This is a genomic window from Klebsiella sp. 141153, assembly GCF_032601995.1.
Classification (GTDB): domain Bacteria; phylum Pseudomonadota; class Gammaproteobacteria; order Enterobacterales; family Enterobacteriaceae; genus Klebsiella; species Klebsiella aerogenes.
The window spans coordinates 286,629-303,568 of record NZ_JAQIRJ010000005.1 but is presented as its reverse complement, the minus strand read 5'-3'; the positions used below and the strand labels follow the sequence as shown (position 1 = coordinate 303,568).

At 58.8% G+C, this 16,940-nt stretch carries 17 protein-coding genes; 8 read left to right on the top strand and 9 right to left on the bottom strand.

The genetic code is table 11. The features are described 5' to 3' along the window. Window positions 1-6: 6 nt before the first annotated feature. A complete protein-coding gene (locus tag PGS10_RS12655) occupies window positions 7-1,200 on the bottom strand; it encodes an MFS transporter (protein WP_045391018.1) in 1,194 nt (397 codons plus the stop codon). A gap of 134 nt (window positions 1,201-1,334) precedes the next feature. Between PGS10_RS12655 and PGS10_RS12650 the strand changes: the two genes are divergently transcribed. Next, entirely contained in the window at window positions 1,335-2,243 is a 909-nt protein-coding gene (locus PGS10_RS12650) for a LysR substrate-binding domain-containing protein (protein WP_045391015.1), read from the top strand. Here the strand turns inward: PGS10_RS12650 and PGS10_RS12645 are convergent. From PGS10_RS12645 to PGS10_RS12630, 4 genes are read right to left on the bottom strand one after another with little or no spacing between them, the layout of a single operon-like run. Further along, on the bottom strand, window positions 2,203-2,907 hold the full coding sequence (locus PGS10_RS12645; RefSeq protein WP_289578276.1) for an amino acid ABC transporter permease: 705 nt from the start codon (window positions 2,905-2,907) through the stop codon (window positions 2,203-2,205). The two genes, PGS10_RS12650 and PGS10_RS12645, sit on opposite strands and share 41 nt — an antisense overlap. Continuing rightward, window positions 2,897-3,649 carry an amino acid ABC transporter permease gene (locus tag PGS10_RS12640; RefSeq protein WP_316423054.1) on the bottom strand — a complete coding sequence of 251 codons (753 nt, stop codon included), beginning with the start codon at window positions 3,647-3,649 and terminating at the stop codon, window positions 2,897-2,899. Before PGS10_RS12640 ends, PGS10_RS12645 begins: the two co-directional genes overlap by 11 nt. After that, the gene (locus PGS10_RS12635; protein WP_032707519.1) at window positions 3,646-4,464 is read right to left on the bottom strand and encodes an amino acid ABC transporter ATP-binding protein; all 819 of its coding nucleotides are present in this window, start codon (window positions 4,462-4,464) and stop codon (window positions 3,646-3,648) included. The genes PGS10_RS12640 and PGS10_RS12635 overlap by 4 nt, the downstream gene beginning before the upstream one ends. Before the next feature lie 5 nt (window positions 4,465-4,469). Continuing rightward, window positions 4,470-5,279, bottom strand: a complete 810-nt coding sequence (locus PGS10_RS12630) for an ABC transporter substrate-binding protein (protein WP_396280114.1) — start codon at window positions 5,277-5,279, stop codon at window positions 4,470-4,472. A 280-nt stretch (window positions 5,280-5,559) separates the two neighbouring features. Here PGS10_RS12630 and PGS10_RS12625 point away from each other — a divergent pair, with 280 nt between their 5' ends. From PGS10_RS12625 to tauD, 7 genes are all read left to right on the top strand, one after another. Continuing rightward, window positions 5,560-5,736: a hypothetical protein gene (locus tag PGS10_RS12625; protein ID WP_015368101.1), complete on the top strand. Its 177-nt coding sequence runs from the start codon at window positions 5,560-5,562 to the stop codon at window positions 5,734-5,736. A 230-nt stretch (window positions 5,737-5,966) separates the two neighbouring features. After that, window positions 5,967-7,376 carry an S-methylmethionine permease gene (mmuP, locus tag PGS10_RS12620; protein WP_047045994.1) on the top strand — a complete coding sequence of 470 codons (1,410 nt, stop codon included), beginning with the start codon at window positions 5,967-5,969 and terminating at the stop codon, window positions 7,374-7,376. Continuing rightward, window positions 7,363-8,295, top strand: a complete 933-nt coding sequence (gene mmuM / locus PGS10_RS12615) for a homocysteine S-methyltransferase (protein ID WP_141238300.1) — start codon at window positions 7,363-7,365, stop codon at window positions 8,293-8,295. Before mmuP ends, mmuM begins: the two co-directional genes overlap by 14 nt. Window positions 8,296-8,515: 220 nt before the next feature. Beyond that, window positions 8,516-9,478, top strand: a complete 963-nt coding sequence (gene tauA, locus PGS10_RS12610; protein ID WP_015368105.1) for a taurine ABC transporter substrate-binding protein — start codon at window positions 8,516-8,518, stop codon at window positions 9,476-9,478. 12 nt (window positions 9,479-9,490) lie between these two features. After that, entirely contained in the window at window positions 9,491-10,258 is a 768-nt protein-coding gene (gene tauB / locus PGS10_RS12605; protein WP_045380937.1) for a taurine ABC transporter ATP-binding subunit, read from the top strand. Next, on the top strand, window positions 10,255-11,082 hold the full coding sequence (gene tauC, locus PGS10_RS12600) for a taurine ABC transporter permease TauC (RefSeq protein WP_045390998.1): 828 nt from the start codon (window positions 10,255-10,257) through the stop codon (window positions 11,080-11,082). Before tauB ends, tauC begins: the two co-directional genes overlap by 4 nt. After that, a complete protein-coding gene (gene tauD / locus PGS10_RS12595) occupies window positions 11,079-11,930 on the top strand; it encodes a taurine dioxygenase (RefSeq protein WP_316423053.1) in 852 nt (283 codons plus the stop codon). Before tauC ends, tauD begins: the two co-directional genes overlap by 4 nt. 4 nt (window positions 11,931-11,934) lie before the next feature. Here tauD and PGS10_RS12590 read toward each other — a convergent pair whose 3' ends face one another. From PGS10_RS12590 to ampH, 4 genes are all read right to left on the bottom strand, one after another. After that, a complete protein-coding gene (locus tag PGS10_RS12590) occupies window positions 11,935-13,635 on the bottom strand; it encodes a lysophospholipid acyltransferase family protein (RefSeq protein ID WP_316423052.1) in 1,701 nt (566 codons plus the stop codon). A gap of 209 nt (window positions 13,636-13,844) precedes the next feature. Further along, window positions 13,845-14,336: an REP-associated tyrosine transposase gene (locus PGS10_RS12585; RefSeq protein ID WP_316423051.1), complete on the bottom strand. Its 492-nt coding sequence runs from the start codon at window positions 14,334-14,336 to the stop codon at window positions 13,845-13,847. A gap of 189 nt (window positions 14,337-14,525) precedes the next feature. Further along, a complete protein-coding gene (gene hemB / locus PGS10_RS12580; protein WP_015368036.1) occupies window positions 14,526-15,500 on the bottom strand; it encodes a porphobilinogen synthase in 975 nt (324 codons plus the stop codon). A 107-nt stretch (window positions 15,501-15,607) separates the two neighbouring features. Continuing rightward, window positions 15,608-16,768 carry a D-alanyl-D-alanine-carboxypeptidase/endopeptidase AmpH gene (gene ampH, locus PGS10_RS12575; RefSeq protein WP_316423050.1) on the bottom strand — a complete coding sequence of 387 codons (1,161 nt, stop codon included), beginning with the start codon at window positions 16,766-16,768 and terminating at the stop codon, window positions 15,608-15,610. Window positions 16,769-16,940 lie beyond the last annotated feature (172 nt).

The window sequence follows — 16,940 nt, the reverse complement described above, 5'->3', positions numbered from 1 at the left end:
ACTCCTTCAATCAATAACGGGCTGACTGACGACGGTTTTACGTTTCATGAGCGGCAGCACCGCCAGCGCGGAGCAAACCATCGCCAGTGAAAGAAACAGGAAAGCGCTGGCGTAACCGTGGGTTTTCTCCACCAGATAGCCAATGACGATCGGCGAGACAAAGCCGCCGAGGGTACCACCGGTATTAATCAGACCGATGGCCGAGCCCATCATATTTTCCGGCAGGCGCTTCATCGGCAGGGTAAAGGCGGTGACGAAGGTCGACATCAGGAAAATTTCGCCGATAAACAGCAGCAGGCTGGCGATAAGCGGCGTCCGGGCGTGGAAGATGGCGAAGATCGCCACGGCGCTGATTAGCGCGCTGATGGCAATCACCAGCGGTTCGCGATTAAGAAAATATTTGCCCACCAGCCAGCCGGTACCGAGCGATGAGATCCAGATCCCCAGCCCCCCCGCGGCCACCACGTAGCCGGATGCAGAAAGCGACATTCCCATACTCTGAACAAAAAACTTCGGCAGCCAGGCCATCAGGCCATAGCTGGGAATATTGACGCAAAAGATAGCCAGAAAGAGCAGGATAACCGTGGGGTTACGCCACAGGGCGGCGCCAGCGGCGCTCTGTTTCGCGACCACCGCCGTCGGCTGTCGGCGCGGCACGCGCAGGGCGATCAGTAGGGCGATAGCGCAGGCAACGATCCCCAGTACGGTGAACGACAGATGCCAGCCGAGCAGCGCCAGCGCGTTAACAGCGATAATCGGCCCAATGGTCATCGCCAGTCCCGCTGACGACAGCAATATTGATTGGGCGAAGGTACGTTGTTCAAGAGTGAAGTTGCTTACCACCGCTTTGGCGCAGGAGCAGGGATAGCCGGAGTGGCCGACGCCCGACAGAAAGCGGAACAGCAGCAGCAGGCCGAAGCTCGCTCCCAGCAGGCCGAAGCACAGCGCGAAGATCCCCAGCGCCGCCAGCGACAGCACCAGCATGGTTTTGTAGCCAATGCGATCGTTAAGCCAGCCCGCCGGAACCTGAAACAGCGAATAGGCGAGAAAAAAGATGCCGGTAATGTAGCCCAACTGCTCGGCGTTAAGCCCGAACTCCTTTTCGATAGGCAGCAGCGCGAAGCCGGTGACGGTTTTGTCGATATAAACGACCACGTAGCCGATAAACAGTAAGAAGATCATCTGAGACTGACTTTTCATTTTTTTCCGCCCGGTGTCTCATGGTTGCATGTGTTGTCGTGGGAAATCCCCCCACTGCATCCTCAGGCTTTACCCGCGCGGCGGGAAGATATAATTTTTCTATAGGTGATGCTTTTTTCTGATAGGGGTGAGCGGTGAAATATCTTCCCAAATTGAACCAGCTGCAGGCGCTACGGCAGGTGGCGCGTAGCGGCAGCATCCGCTCAGCGGCGCGTGAACTGGGGCAATCGCAGCCAGCGCTGAGCCGGACATTACGTGAGCTGGAGCAAATCCTCGGCACGCAACTTTTTCTGCGCAGCAAAGAAGGCGTCGCCCTGACCGAAGCGGGAATCGCTTTCTTACAGCGCGCGGAGTGGGTGCTGGAGGAGTTGCGGCGCGCGGCGGACGAGGTGGAACAGATAAACCATGTCACCCACGGTCGGCTGACGGTCGGCTTTTCGTCGCTGATTGCCCTGACGGTGTTTCCGCAGGTGGCCGAAGGATTTAAGCAGGCGCTGCCGCAGGTACAGATGACGGTGAAAGAGGGGCAGCTTTCGTCGCTGCTGCCGGGCGTCCGCAGCGGAGAGATTGACCTGGCTATCGGATCGGTCGACCCGATGCATCCGCCGGAAGGGGTGATGCTGGAACCGCTGTTTACCGCGCCGTTCTGCGTTATCGCGCGCAAGGGGCATCCGCTGGCGCACGAAAGCGATCTGCTGGCGCTGCGTAAAGCCCGCTGGCTGCTGCCGGAGTCACCGATGGGCTACTATCAGCAGCTACAAAACGAGCTGATTCATTTTTATCGCCAGGTGTCGATTACCCCGCTACGCACCGACTCGGTGATTGTCGGCTTGCAGATGGTACTGGAATCCGATTATCTGACCATCGTCGCGCGCGCCATGAGCCAGCCGCTGCAGCTTGGCGATAAGCTGGTCACGCTGCCGGTATCCACGCTCCCGGCGGCGCAGTATTGCGCGGTATGGTCGCAAAAATCGGCGCTCACCGCCAATGCCCGGCTGTTTCTCAATCGGCTGCGAAGCGCCTGTCAGCGCTACGCCTGGTAAAACGGCGGCTCGCCAGCTGGCTGAGGGCGCAGCACAGTAAATAGTAAACCGCGCCGGTAAAGACGAATATCGCCAGCGGGTAGATTTGCACCCGGTTATTGACCTGCCCGGCGACGGTGGTGAGTTCAGGCACGTTGACGATAAACGCCAGCGAGGTGTCTTTCAGCAGGCCGATAAAAATGCCGACCAGCGACGGCTGGACGTTGCGCAGCGCCTGCGGCAGCAGGATTAAGCGTAGCGTCTGGCCGGGGGCGAATCCCTGCGTCAGCGCCGCTTCATACTGGCCGCCGGGCAGGGCGCGCAGCCCCGCCAGCACCGAGTGCATCACCGAGGCGGCGGTGAACCACGCCAGCGCCAGCGTGACCGTCACCGCGCCCGGCAGATCGCCGCCGGTCAGCATCGGCAGCAGATACCATAGCCAGAAAATAACGAAGATCAGCGGGATACCGCGAATAATTTCCGCCCACAGGAATAGCAGACGACGGACCGCTCCGCCGTAGCGCCAGGCGGCGCAGGCCAGCAGAATACCGCCCGGTAGCGCCAGCGCGGTCGCGCCGATGGCCATCAGTAAAGTGAGCGCCACGCCGCCGGGTTGGCCTTCCGCCAGCCGTCCCCACAGCAGATAATCAAGGTTGTCGGCGATCACCGCGAGGTTAGCGTTCATGTTGTGCGCTCCGTGGCTGACGATATTCTGGACCGAAGCGCGTCAGCGCCAGTCCCATAACGATCCCCAGCGCAAGATATAGTGCGGTGCCGACAGCAAAGGCCTCCAGCGCATGGGCGTTATAGCTCTCGATTTGCCGTACCTGGTAGGTGAGCTCGGCGAAGCCAATACCGCTGGCCAGCGAAGAGAGTTTCATCAGGTTCAGGTACTGGCCGACAATCGGCTGCCAGGCGTTGGCCAGCCCCTGCGGCAGCAGAATAAAACGTAATTCCCCCCACGGGCTAAATCCCTGCGACAGCGCCGCTTCGCGCTGGCCGTGGCTCACGGCGCGCAACCCGGCGGCAATCTCTTCCACCAGAAATGCCGAGGTAAATACGCCGAGCCCCCACATTGAGCAGAGAAATTCCGGCGTCAGCCACCAGACGTCGCCCGGTAGAATCGACCAGCTATGGGAGTCGTTGATAAAATCGCGCGCCGCCAGCGGCAGCAGGTTCCAGGCGGCGAAGTACCAGAACAGCAGTTGGACCAATAGCGGCGTATTGCGAAACAGCGATACCCACGCCGCCACCAGCCAGCGGCCGGGGCGTCCGCCGCCGAGACGCAGCGCCAGCAGCAGCACCGCCAGCGCGGTGGCCAGCAGTATCCCGGCCACGCTGACCCAGACGGTAGTGAGAAAACCGGAGATTATCCACTGCAGCGGCTGCCCGCTGAGCACGCCATGCCAGTCGAGAATCGCCATCACTCAACGCTCTCCTGATGTAGCGGGTCGAGCACCTTCTGCAGAAAACGGCGGGTACGCGCATGCTGCGGGCGGGCGAAAAATTCCGCCGGCGGCGCGGTTTCGAGGATTTCGCCACCGTCGATAAACACCACCCGATCGGCGATTTCGCGGGCAAACTGCATCTCGTGAGTGACCACCACCATGGTGATACCGCTGTGGGCCAGGGCTTTCATCACCTGCAGCACTTCGCCGATCATCTCCGGATCCAGCGCCGAGGTCGGTTCATCGAACAGGATGATTTGCGGCGAGGAGGCAAGGGCGCGGGCGATGGCGACGCGCTGCTGCTGGCCGCCGGAGAGCTGAGCGGGCATCTGCCGCGCTTTATCCGTGAGGCCGACCTGGGTGAGTAATTCCAGCGCCCGCTTTTGGGCGGCATCGTGTTGCCAGCCGTGCACGCGCTCCAGCGCGAGGGTAATATTCTCCTGCGCCGTCAGGTGAGCGTAGAGATTGAACTGCTGAAAAACGAAGCCGACCCGGCTGCGCAATTGGCGCAGCGCGCTGCCGGTCAGGCGGCGGGTCGGTTTGCCATCGATGAGGATCTCGCCGCCGCTTAGCGATTCAAGCTGGTTGATCAGGCGGATCAGCGTTGATTTACCCGATCCTGATGGCCCGAGGATCGCCACCACTTCGCCGGGATTGACCGTTAAATTAACGCCGTTAAGTACCTGATGATCGCCGTAGCGTTTAACCACGTCGCGAAAGGTAATACTGGCCTGCTGCAGATGCGAGAAATCCGCGGCCGAAGCCGCGGATCGTGAAAATAAGGCGGAAAACATCTGGGTTATTTCGCTTCTATGGTAAAGGCGCGCGGCTGCGGAGAGGCGGTGCCAGGGCCAAACCAGGTGTCGTAGATTTTCGCCGCCTGGCCGGATTTTTCCAGCTTAACCAGCTCGTCGTTTACCGCTTTCAGCAGCGCCGGCTCGCCTTTTTTCACACCGACGCCAATCTCTTCTTTGCTCAGCAGGTCCGGCAGAATTTTAAAGTTGGCTTTATCCGGCGCGCCCGCCAGCAGCCCGGCGAGAATGGTGCTGTCCTGGGTAATCGCCTGCACGTTGCCGTTTCGCAGAGCGGTCAGCGCCAATGGAATATCGTCATAGGAGAGCACCCGCGACTGCGGGAAACGCTGGTGCAGCGCCTGTTCGCCGGTGGTGCCTTTTACCGCGCCGATGCGCGCTTTACTGTAGTCATCCAGTTTATCCGGCGACTTAGCCGGAACCAGGAACTGCTGGCCGGTTACAAAGTAGGGCGTTGAGAAATCAATTACCTGCGCGCGCTCCGGGGTAATGGTGATATCGGCGACGATCAGGTCGGCCTTACCGGACTGCAGCAGCGGAATACGGTTAGCCGGGTTAGTGGCCACCAGCTCAAGCTTGACGCCAAGAGATTTCGCCAGCGCCTGCGCGAAATCGACGTCGTAACCCACCAGTTGATGGGTTTTGGCATCCACGGAACCAAACGGCGGGTTAGCGTCGAAGGTGGCGACCTTCACCACCCCGGCGGCTTTGATATCGGCTAACTGGTCGGCGTGAACCTGGGCGGTCAGCAGCAGCGCGCCCAGCGCAAAAGCGATTTTGGTATAAGTTTTATGCATCATCATTCCCCTGAATCCCTGTTTTGTTTTGTGTTTATCACGCTCCCACAAAAGCGCCTCGTCCGGCAAAGAAGAAAAAATTCTTATCTATAACCAAAATCTCTTAATAAAAATGGGGATATTGCTGTTAACCAAATCGCTTTTACAGGAAGGGGTTAGTCACCGAAGCGCAGCGGCGAATATGCATCTTCCAGGATTACAAATTCGGAATTGATATTTCCCGCCCGTCGGCGATTGTGGTTGAAATAACAACAACGCAAACCCGACCGATGGAGGAGAAATGAAAGTAGCGCTGTGGCAACGGATTACCGGCTGGCTGGCTTTTTTATCTAACGGAGAAGCCGGGCAGCAAGATGGTCAACGGATGATGGAGGCGATCTTGCCGGTCGCCAGCCTGTATGGCGTGGATCTCGGCAACGTGGAAACCCGGTGGTTTCGCCATGACAAAACATACTGAGCGGCGCTGGACGCGCGAAGCCTACTGGAACGAGGTGTGCTCTGTGTAGCAGAAGGCTGCTTGCGGTTGCGGTAAAAAGGAGAGGCTCCGCAGCCCAAGCAGCTTTAAACCCTGGCTCCTACTCCTGTTCTCCCTGTTTTTTTCCCTTCTCCGTTTTGCAATTTCCCCACCGTCACGGTATAAATGACCTTCATTTGGATGTTTAGACGTCCATACATAAAGAAGGCAATATGCAAACAACATCACAACAACAAGGTGGGCAACTTAAGCGCACCATGAAAACGCGCCACCTGATTATGCTCTCGCTGGGCGGCGTCATTGGCACAGGGTTATTCTTCAATACCGGCTATATTATCTCGACCACCGGCGCGGCGGGCACGCTGCTGGCGTATCTGATCGGCGCGCTAGTGGTCTGGCTGGTGATGCAGTGTCTTGGCGAACTGTCGGTGGCGATGCCGGAAACCGGCGCCTTTCACGTGTATGCCGCGCGTTATCTCGGCCCGGCGACCGGCTATACCGTGGCGTGGCTCTACTGGCTGACCTGGACCGTGGCGCTCGGCTCGAGCTTTACCGCCGCCGGCTTCTGTATGCAGTACTGGTTCCCGCAGGTGCCGGTGTGGGTCTGGTGCGTGATTTTCTGCGCGGTGATTTTCGCCCTGAATGTTATCTCTACCCGCTTCTTTGCCGAAGGCGAATTTTGGTTCTCGCTGGTCAAAGTGATCACCATCATTGCTTTTATTATTCTCGGCGGCGCGGCCATCTTCGGCTTTATTCCGCTGACCGACGGTTCACCGGCGCCAGGGCTGCATAACATCACCGCCGAAGGCTGGTTCCCTCATGGCGGCTTGCCGATCCTGATGACCATGGTGGCGGTGAACTTCGCTTTCTCGGGCACCGAACTTATCGGTATTGCCGCCGGTGAGACGCAAAACCCGCATCAGGTGATACCGGTCGCGATCCGCACCACTATTGCCCGGCTGATTATTTTCTTTATCGGTACCGTTTTCGTGCTCGCCGCGCTAATCCCGATGCAGCAGGCGGGGGTGGAAAAAAGCCCGTTCGTACTGGTGTTTGAAAAGGTCGGTATTCCTTACGCGGCGGATATTTTTAACTTCGTGATCCTGACCGCGATTTTGTCGGCGGCCAACTCGGGCCTGTATGCCTCCGGACGGATGCTGTGGTCGCTATCAAATGAGAAGACGTTGCCAGCCTGCTTTGCCAAAGTGAATAAACGCGGCGTGCCGCTAACCGCGCTGACGGTGAGCATGCTGGGTGGCGTGCTGGCGCTGTTTTCCAGCGTAGTCGCGCCGGATACGGTGTTTGTTGCGCTGTCGGCGATTTCCGGTTTTGCGGTGGTCGCGGTATGGCTGAGCATCTGCGCATCGCATTTTGTCTTCCGCCGCCGCCATCTGCAACAGGGCAAAGCGTTAAGCGAGCTGCACTATCGCGCGCCGTGGTATCCGCTGGTGCCGGCGCTGGGTTTTGTACTTTGCCTGGTGGCCTGCGTGGGGCTGGCCTTTGACCCAAGCCAGCGTATTGCGCTGTGGTGCGGGATCCCGTTCGTCGCGCTATGTTATGGTGCTTACTATCTGACTCGTACACGGAAATTAACTCAGGAGCCGCAACATGCCGCAGAATAATCCGCTAACCGCCATCCTTGAAACGCAACCGTTCGTGCTGCTGGATGGCGCGATGGCGACGGAACTGGAAGCGCGCGGCTGCAATCTGGCCGATAGTTTATGGTCGGCGAAGGTACTGCTGGAGAACCCGCAGCTGATCCGCGATGTGCATCTCGACTATTTCCGCGCTGGCGCACAGGTGGCGATCACCGCCAGCTATCAGGCAACACCGGCAGGCTTTGCCGCCCGCGGACTGGATGAGGCGCAGTCGAAGGCGTTGATAGGTAAAAGCGTCGAGCTGGCGCGTAAAGCCCGCGAGGCGTATCTGGCGGAAAACCCGCAGGCGGGAACGCTGCTGGTGGCCGGGTCGGTCGGGCCGTATGGCGCGTATCTGGCGGATGGCTCTGAGTATCGCGGCGATTATCAGCGCAGCGCGGAGGCGTTTCAGGCATTCCACCGTCCGCGCGTCGAAGCGCTGCTGGATGCCGGGGCGGATCTGCTGGCCTGTGAAACATTGCCGTCGTTTGCCGAAATCACGGCGCTGGTGGCGCTGCTGCGTGACTACCCGCGCGCCCGCGCCTGGTTCTCGTTGACCCTGCGCGACGCCGAACATCTCAGCGACGGTACGCCGCTGCGCGAGGTTGTTGCGGTATTGGCCGATAATCCGCAGGTGCTGGCGCTGGGGATTAACTGTATCGCGCTGGAAAATACCACCGCCGCGCTGCAGCATCTGCACAGCCTGACGTCGCTGCCGCTGGTGGTCTATCCTAACTCCGGCGAGCACTATGATGCGCTGACCAAGACCTGGCATCATCACGGCGAAGCCTGCGCGACGCTCGCGGCCTATTTGCCGCAGTGGCTGGCGGCTGGCGCCAGGCTGATTGGCGGCTGCTGTCGCACCACGCCGCAGGATATCGCCGCGCTGGCGGCGGGCCGCTAACACCTGTATTTCTTTCCCCCGGATGGCGGCGCTCCGCGCCTGATCCGGGCTACCAGTACCGTGAGCCGGGGGAACCCATTTCTTTAATCCCTGTTTTTAACTATCTAATCCCGCTTTTCTTCTAAAAACGATTCGCTATTAGGCAGAATTTTTAATTACTTCATCTCCACGCTGATGCCGGAAATACTGCACCCATAACAACTAAGGGGAAGCAGACACTATGGCATTCACATCGCGAATTACTCTTCTGGCGGCGCTGGCTTTCGCTGCCTTCCAGGCGCAGGCGGTTAACGTCACCGTCGCCTATCAAACCTCCGCTGAACCGGCGAAAGTCGCCCAGGCGGACAACACCTTCGCCAAAGCCAGCGGCGCCACCGTTGACTGGCGTAAATTCGACAGCGGCTCCAGCATCGTACGCGCGCTGGCCTCAGGCGATGTACAAATCGGCAACCTCGGTTCCAGCCCGCTGGCGGTGGCCGCCACTCAGCAGGTACCGATTGAAGTGTTCCTGCTGGCCTCAAAGCTCGGTAATTCCGAAGCGCTGGTGGTGAAGAAAGATATCACTAAGCCGGAAGATCTGATTGGCAAACGCATTGCGGTACCGTTTATTTCGACCACCCACTACAGCCTGCTTTCCGCGCTGAAACATTGGGGAATCAAACCGGGCCAGGTGCAGATTATCAACCTGCAGCCGCCGGCGATTATCGCTGCCTGGCAGCGCGGCGATATCGATGGCGCTTACGTGTGGGCGCCAGCCGTTAACGAACTGGAAAAAGAGGGCAAGGTGCTGACCGACTCTGCGCAGGTGGGGCAATGGGGCGCGCCGACGCTGGATGTATGGGTTGTGCGTAAAGACTTTGCCGAGCAGCATCCGGAAATCGTGAAAGCTTTCGCTAAAAGCGCCATCGACGCGCAGCAGCCCTATATCGCCAACCCGGAGGCGTGGCTGAAGCAGCCGGAAAATCTCAGCAAGCTGTCGCGACTGAGCGGCGTGCCGGAGGCGGATGTGCCGGTGTTAGTCAAAGGCAATACCTATCTTACCGCCGCCCAGCAGGCGCAGGAGCTTAACGGCCCGGTGAACCAGGCGATTATCGATACCGCGAAATTCCTCAAAGAGCAGGGCAAAGTGCCGGCCGCAGGAACCGATTATAGCCAGTTCGTTACCGACCGTTTCGTGAAATAAAAGGAGGCTCCGATGCTGCAAATCTCGCACCTCTCCGCTGATTATGGCGGTAAACCGGCGCTGGCGGATATCAACCTGACGTTGGACAGCGGCGAACTGCTGGTGGTGCTGGGCCCTTCCGGCTGCGGCAAAACCACGCTGCTGAACCTGATTGCCGGATTCGTGCCTTACCAGCACGGCAGCATCACTCTCGAAGGCCGTCGCATCGACGGGCCGGGCGCCGATCGCGGCGTGGTGTTTCAAAATGAAGGCCTGTTGCCGTGGCGCAACGTGCTGGATAACGTCGCGCTGGGATTACAGCTGGCGGGGGTTGAAAAGACCCAACGCCGGGAAATCGCCGCGCAGATGTTAAAAAAAGTCGGCCTGCAGGGGGCGGAAAAACGCTTTATCTGGCAGCTTTCCGGCGGCCAGCGTCAGCGTGTCGGTATTGCGCGCGCGCTGGCGGCGGATCCGCAGCTTTTGCTGCTGGATGAGCCCTTCGGCGCGCTGGATGCCTTTACTCGCGAGCAGATGCAAACTCTGCTGCTGCGCCTGTGGCATGAAACCGGCAAGCAGGTGCTGTTGATTACCCACGATATCGAAGAAGCGGTATTTATGGCCAGCGAGCTGGTGCTGCTGTCGCCGGGGCCGGGGCGGGTGCAGGAACGCCTGCCGCTGGAGTTCGGCCGCCGTTTTGTCGCCGGTGAATCCTGCCGCAGCATTAAATCGGATCCGCAATTTATCGCCCAGCGCGAATATGTGCTTAGCCGGGTGTTCGAACAACGGGAGGCTTTCTCATGAGCGTGGTCCTCAATGATAAACCGCGCCAGCGCGCGCTGAAGTGGCGCTGGCCGCTCTCACGGCAGTTGACCCTTAGCGTAGCGACGCTGGCGGTGTTGCTGGCTATCTGGTGGGCGGTGACCGCGCTGCAGCTGATTAGCCCGCTGTTTTTACCCTCGCCGTGGCAGGTATTGCAGAAGCTACTGACCATTGCCGGGCCGCAAGGCTTTATGGACGCGACCCTGTGGCAGCATCTGGCGGCGAGCCTGACGCGTATCGCCATCGCGCTGGTACTGGCGGCGATCGTTGGCGTGCCGGTGGGGATCGCCATGGGATTGAGTCCAACGGTACGCGGGATCCTCGACCCGCTGATCGAACTGTATCGTCCGGTACCGCCGCTGGCGTGGCTGCCGCTGGTGATCATCTGGTTCGGTATTGGCGAAACGCCGAAAATCTTACTGATCTATCTGGCTATTTTCGCCCCGGTAGTGATGTCGACGCTGGCGGGGGTTAAAAGCGCGCAGCAGGTCCGTATTCGCGCCGCGCAGTCTTTAGGGGCCAGTCGCGCTCAGGTGCTGTGGCTGGTGATCCTGCCGGGCGCGCTGCCGGAAATTCTTACCGGCCTGCGCATTGGCCTTGGCGTCGGTTGGTCGACGCTGGTGGCGGCGGAGCTGATTGCCGCCACTCGCGGCTTAGGTTTTATGGTGCAATCCGCCGGTGAATTCCTGGCGACCGATGTGGTGTTAGCCGGGATCGCGGTGATTGCGATAATCGCATTTGTTCTGGAACTGGGACTGCGCGCGTTGCAGCGCCGCCTGACGCCCTGGCATGGAGAAGTACAATGAGTGAACGTCTGAGCATTACCCCGTTGGGGCCGTATATTGGCGCGCAGGTGGCCGGAGCCGATTTGACCCGTCCGTTAAGCGACAATCAGTTTGAGCAGCTATACCACGCGGTGCTGCGCCATCAGGTGGTGTTCCTGCGCGAGCAAAATATCACCCCGCAACAGCAGCGCGATCTGGCGTTACGGTTCGGCGATTTACATATCCATCCGGTCTATCCGCATGCGCCGGGCGTGGATGAAATTATCGTACTGGATACCCATAACGATAATCCGCCGGACAACGATAACTGGCATACCGACGTGACCTTTATCGACACACCGCCGGCGGGGGCGATTCTGGCGGCGAAGGAGTTACCTTCTACCGGCGGCGATACCCTATGGACCAGCGGTATTGCCGCGTGGGAAGCGCTCTCCGAACCGTTCCGCCAACTGTTGAGCGGTTTACGCGCGGAGCACGATTTCCGCAAATCGTTCCAGGAGTATAAGTACAACAAGACGGAAGCGGAGCATCAGCGCTGGCGCGAGGCGGTGGCGAAGAACCCGCCGCTGTTGCACCCGGTGGTACGTACCCATCCGGTAACCGGTAAGCAGGCGCTGTTCGTCAATGAAGGGTTTACCACCCGCATTGTGGATGTCAGCGAGAAAGAGAGCGAGGCGCTGCTGAATTTCCTGTTTGCTCACGTCACTAAACCGGAATTCCAGATGCGCTGGCGCTGGCAGCCGAACGACGTGGCGATTTGGGATAACCGGGTGACGCAGCATTACGCTAACGCCGACTATCTGCCGCAGCGGCGCATCATGCACCGCGCGACAATTCTTGGCGATAAGCCGTTCTACCGGGCGGGATAAACGGCTAGAGATGCGCGCCGATGTAGCGCTGGTAGCGGTTGGCTTTGAGGTAGGTTAAATCCACCAGTACCAGCCCATCGACGCAGTGATTAAAGTCCGGATCGCTGCCGAAATCGATAAACTGCACGCCGCCCGGCTCGCACACTTCCGAGTACTGTTTATACAGCGGCGGGATGGCGCAGCCGAGGTTGCCGAGCAGCGACTTCAGCCGCGTCAGGTCTTCGGTGTAATCCTCGCCGCCAAACTGCGCCAGCACGTCGGGTAGCGAAGCTGGGTAGGGGCGGCGCGATTTGGCCAGCGGATGCGTCGCCGGAAACCATAAGCGGTAGAAGGCGACCAGCAAATCGCGGGCATCGGGCGGCAGTCCGCCGGAAATCGAGACCGGGCCAAAAAGATAGCGATAGTGCGGGTTTCGCGCCAGCCAGGCGCCGATGCCTGACCAGAGATAATCCAGCCCGCGGCGTCCCCAGTAGCGCGGCTGAATGAAGCTGCGCCCCAGTTCAATCCCGTGCTGCAGAATATCGTCCATCCGCGCGTCGTAGTGGAACAGGCTGTAGCTGTAGATGCCCTCCACTCCCCGTTTCTCCAGTTGCATGGCGGTAGGCATAAAACGATAGGCGCCGACGATCTCCAGATCCTCTTCATCCCATAAAATCAGGTGCAGGTAGTCATCATCGTAGCTATCGATATCGCGGCGTTTGCCGCTGCCTTCGCCGACCGCCCGGAAGGCTATCTCCCGCAGACGGCCCAGTTCGCGTAGCAGCGGTGCCTCTTCCTGGCCGTTGCGTTGCCACAGATAAATCAGTTTACCGTCCGTGGTTTTGCCTAAACATTCGGTTTTTGCCAGCTCGCGTTTGAGCAGCGCGCGGTCTTCCGGGCGGGCGATCGCGCTTTCGCTTTTAAACAGGCCGGGGTGTCCTTTACCGAGGCGCTCGACGTGGCGGTAGCACCGGTCCGCCAGTTCGCGGACGGAAAGCTGCGGCTGATGCCACGATGACCACGCGATTTGCTGGCCAATGCGCAACGGCAAGCTGCTATCGCGGCGGCGAAACATCTGCTGCATTAACAGCAGCAGCGGCAGATTCTCGGAGAGCAGGGCGCAGGCGTAGAACAGCGGGCTGTTGTGGGCGCGGATCCAGGCCGGCAGCAGCGGCGCGCGGTATTTCGTCGCCAGCTTGATGAAGCCGGGATGCCATTTTTTATCACGGATGCCGCGGCGGGTCAGGCGCGAGACTTCCCCCGCAGGGAAGAAGATCAGCACACCGCCCTGCAGAAGCTGCTGGTCCATCTGCTGCAGCGCCGCTTTGGCGGTACGTCCGTTGATATTATCCACCGGAATAAACAGCGAGCTCAGCGGTTCAAGATGGGTCAGCATACGGTTAGTGACGACTTTGACATCGCGCCGCACGCGGGAGACCGCATAAAGCAGGGCGAGCCCATCGAGCGTCCCGGTCGGATGGTTGGCGATAATCACCAGCGGGCCATGTTCGGGGATTTGTTCAAGGTCATGCGCCGGGATAGCGCAGCGGATATTGAGATGTTCGAGGACCTGTTCGACCGTATCCAGTCCTTTCAGGTGACGATGGCGGGCGGCAAATTGCTGGAACTCTGCTTCATGCAGAAGCTTTTTCAACACCTTTTTCTGCCAGGGGGCGGGCCTCGCCTGAGGCCACAGGTCATCGAGAACGTTGTCGAGACTAAACATAGTGACTCCTCCTCTGTCCTGCCCAGACAGTAGAAGGCGCAGATGTCGTTCAGATTACAATTCGGTGAAGATTCGGTCTCAGCAGGCGAGGTTTCCCGGATAGCGTCAGCGCCACCGGGAGAATTCCCGGATAGCGGCTAACGCCTTATCCGGGCTACGGTCGGCGCCGATTTGTAGCCCCGGTAAGCGTCAGCGCCACCGGGGAGGGGCTATCGGCGTTCGCCGCAGCTAAGATCCAAGCTTTCGCCAGCCCAGTTTGCAGGATATAGCCCGCGTTGGACATCTCGATGAAAGGTTGAAAATGGCCAATCTATAACCTGCGTAACCCAGCCATGTTTTAATGGATTGATATGTATGTAATCAACAAGGCGGCGATAATCTTCTTCATCACGTATGGCATGCTCCCAGAAGCGAGGTTGCCAGATATGTTGTCGTTTTAATGTTCTGCTAAAGCAGCCTTTGATATCGCGCCAGCGGGAAGAAAAATCGTCATCATTGTTGGGAAGTGTCCAGATACAGTGGAGATGTTCAGGCAATACCACCCAGGCATTAATGATAAAAGGGCGACGTTGTTTTACAACGGAAACGGAGTAGCGAAATAATGCAATTCTTTCAGTCAGAAGCATGCTTCTACGGTCCTTCAAATTAACGGTAAAGAACCAGGTTCCCCCCTTGATGTAATAGCGTCGATAAGCAACCACAGCTTCTCCTGGTAGCCAGCGTTTATAATGTGATTTAAGACGTTAAAGGAGAAGAGAAGGTTCGCCAAGGAGCCGTCACGGAAGATGGAAAGCAGCACGCAAAATCTGATTCCCGGATAGCGGCTCACGCCTCATCCGGGCTACAAGGTAGCCCCGGTAAGCGTCAGCGCTACCGGGGAGAGGGTAGGTTTAACGCAGGATTTTTTTCTCGGCCAGATCGAGGGCGAAATAGCTGAAAATCAGGTCCGCGCCCGCGCGTTTAATTGCGCCAAGGCTTTCCAGCACCACTTTCTCTTCGTCGATTGCGCCAGCCTGCGCGGCAAATTTGATCATCGCGTACTCGCCGCTGACCTGATAAGCGCCGAGCGGCAGGTTGCTGCGCTCGCGGATATCACGCAGGATATCCAGATAGGCGCCGGCCGGTTTCACCATCAGGCAGTCCGCGCCCTGGGCTTCATCAAGCAATGACTCGCGAATTGCCTCGCGACGGTTCATCGGGCTCATCTGGTAAGTTTTACGATCGCCCTTCAGCGCGGTACCGGCGGCTTCGCGGAACGGGCCGTAGAACGATGACGCGAATTTGGTTGAGTAAGACATAATCGCGGTATTGGTAAAGCCTGCGGCATCCAGCGAACGGCGGATCGCCTGTACCTGTCCATCCATCGCGGCGGATGGCGCGATGAAATCAGCGCCGGCGGCCGCGGCGACTACCGCCTGCTTACCGAGGTTTTCCAGGGTCGCATCGTTATCGACGCCGTGCTCGCACAACACGCCGCAGTGGCCGTGCGAGGTGTATTCGCAGAAGCAGGTATCGGACATGACGATCATTTCCGGCACCGCCTGTTTGGCGATACGGGTCATGCGCGCCACCAGACCGTTTTCATTCCAGGTATCGCTACCGGTCGCGTCGGTATGGTGGGAAATACCAAAGGTCATCACTGAACGAATACCGGCGTTGGCGATGCGCTCAATTTCGCGCGCCAGATGTTTTTCCGGAATACGCATGACGCCAGGCATCGCTTCGATGGCTTTGTAATCGTCAATTTCTTCTTCAACAAAGATCGGCAACACCAGGTCGTTCAAACTCAGTGTTGTCTCTTCAAACATGGCGCGCAGCGAGGCGGATTGACGCAGGCGGCGTGGGCGAGTGATTAAATCTGTCATGGTTTGCCTGATTTTGTGAAATGAAAGAAGGTAGTGTACCGCAAACGACAGCGGGATGTTTCGCCAAAACGATCCTTAACAATCAGTGGCAAAACATCCCGCAACGATTACTGGCTGGCGGTTTCCATATTCGGCTGCACGCCGCTTAAGGCGCTGACGAGGTCGTTGACGCCGTCGCTCATGGCGCTGAAACGGGTCAACGCGGAACGGGTCACCACCACGAAGACCCCGACGTTAGCCTGCGGGTTCATCGCCATATAGGTAATAAATCCGCCGCCGCCGCCGGTTTTCTGAATAATGCCCGGATGGCCGTTTTTCGGCTTCATGTACACCCAGCCAAGACCCAGCGCATCGGCTTTACCCGGAACATCCATGCCGATCACTCGGGTGAGCTGGGTACGTTGATAAATCAGCGTCTGCATGCGATCGGCCTGCTGGCCGCGAGTATAGAAATCCGAAGAGAGGAACTGCTGCATCCAGCGCATCATATCGCCCGGGGTCGAATACACGCCGCCGCTGCCAATGGCCGCGAGGGTGTTATTACACGGGCTGGCGCCTTTCTCCGCCACCATCAAGCGCTGACACTGATCCGGCGATGGGGTGAAGGTGGTGTCCTTCATGCCGAGCGGGCGGGTGATTTGTTCTTCAAACAGCTGCGGGTAGGGCTTACCGGCGGCGGTCGATAGCGCATCGGCCAGCAGGTCGAAGGCCAGGTTGGAATAGGCCGCCTGCGAACCCGGCGTGGTTTTAAGCGTAGCCGTCGACAGCCAGTTCCAGCGCTGCTGGCGGGTCGGCCAGACGAATACCGGGCGATGCGCCGCGCCGCCGGGCTGCTCGCGCGGCAGGGCGCTGGTGTGGGTCGCGAGATTGACCAGCGTAATCGGTACGCCCTGGTAGGTTGGCACCCGCGCGCCAAGCGGCGCGTATTTACTCAGCGGATCGTCAAGCTTAACCACTCCCTGATCGAGCAGTTTCACCAGCATTTCACTGGTCATCAGCTTACTCAGAGAGGCGATGCGGATAACGGAATCCAATTGTGGATGCTGATTATTACCCGGACGGGTTTCGCCGAAGCTGCGGAATACGCGCTGGTTGCCGTCGATAACCACCATCGCCATGCCGGTGGCGCCGCTGCCGTAATAAATATGTTCGGCGAAGCGGTCGACCACATCAGAAGTAAATACCGGATCAACGCTCGGCTGAACCGCCTGGGCTGAGGTCCACGACGCCGCGCACAGCGCAGCAAAAATGAGCAAACTACGTTTCAACGGAGGCATCCATCGTTTATTAGGGGAATATACACCGTATTTATACTACGAAGTCGCGGCGAGCAAAGTGGGAATAACGACAATATTTCACAGAAAAGCGTAACGGTGCGTAAAAATGACTTTTTTCCGCTTTCAGATATCTGCTTTTCCGCCTGACGCGTATGATTAAGCT

Excerpts from the sequence above, each read along its gene's own strand:
- PGS10_RS12655 (WP_045391018.1), bottom strand. The coding sequence starts at position 1,200 with ATGAAAAGTCAGTCTCAGATGATCTTCTTACTGTTTATCGGCTACGTG.
- PGS10_RS12645 (WP_289578276.1), bottom strand. The coding sequence starts at position 2,907 with ATGAACGCTAACCTCGCGGTGATCGCCGACAACCTTGATTATCTGCTG.
- PGS10_RS12635 (WP_032707519.1), bottom strand. The coding sequence starts at position 4,464 with ATGTTTTCCGCCTTATTTTCACGATCCGCGGCTTCGGCCGCGGATTTC.
- PGS10_RS12630 (WP_396280114.1), bottom strand. The coding sequence starts at position 5,279 with ATGCATAAAACTTATACCAAAATCGCTTTTGCGCTGGGCGCGCTGCTG.
- PGS10_RS12625 (WP_015368101.1), top strand. The coding sequence starts at position 5,560 with ATGAAAGTAGCGCTGTGGCAACGGATTACCGGCTGGCTGGCTTTTTTA.
- mmuP (WP_047045994.1), top strand. The coding sequence starts at position 5,967 with ATGCAAACAACATCACAACAACAAGGTGGGCAACTTAAGCGCACCATG.
- mmuM (WP_141238300.1), top strand. The coding sequence starts at position 7,363 with ATGCCGCAGAATAATCCGCTAACCGCCATCCTTGAAACGCAACCGTTC.
- tauA (WP_015368105.1), top strand. The coding sequence starts at position 8,516 with ATGGCATTCACATCGCGAATTACTCTTCTGGCGGCGCTGGCTTTCGCT.
- tauB (WP_045380937.1), top strand. The coding sequence starts at position 9,491 with ATGCTGCAAATCTCGCACCTCTCCGCTGATTATGGCGGTAAACCGGCG.
- tauC (WP_045390998.1), top strand. The coding sequence starts at position 10,255 with ATGAGCGTGGTCCTCAATGATAAACCGCGCCAGCGCGCGCTGAAGTGG.
- tauD (WP_316423053.1), top strand. The coding sequence starts at position 11,079 with ATGAGTGAACGTCTGAGCATTACCCCGTTGGGGCCGTATATTGGCGCG.
- PGS10_RS12590 (WP_316423052.1), bottom strand. The coding sequence starts at position 13,635 with ATGTTTAGTCTCGACAACGTTCTCGATGACCTGTGGCCTCAGGCGAGG.
- hemB (WP_015368036.1), bottom strand. The coding sequence starts at position 15,500 with ATGACAGATTTAATCACTCGCCCACGCCGCCTGCGTCAATCCGCCTCG.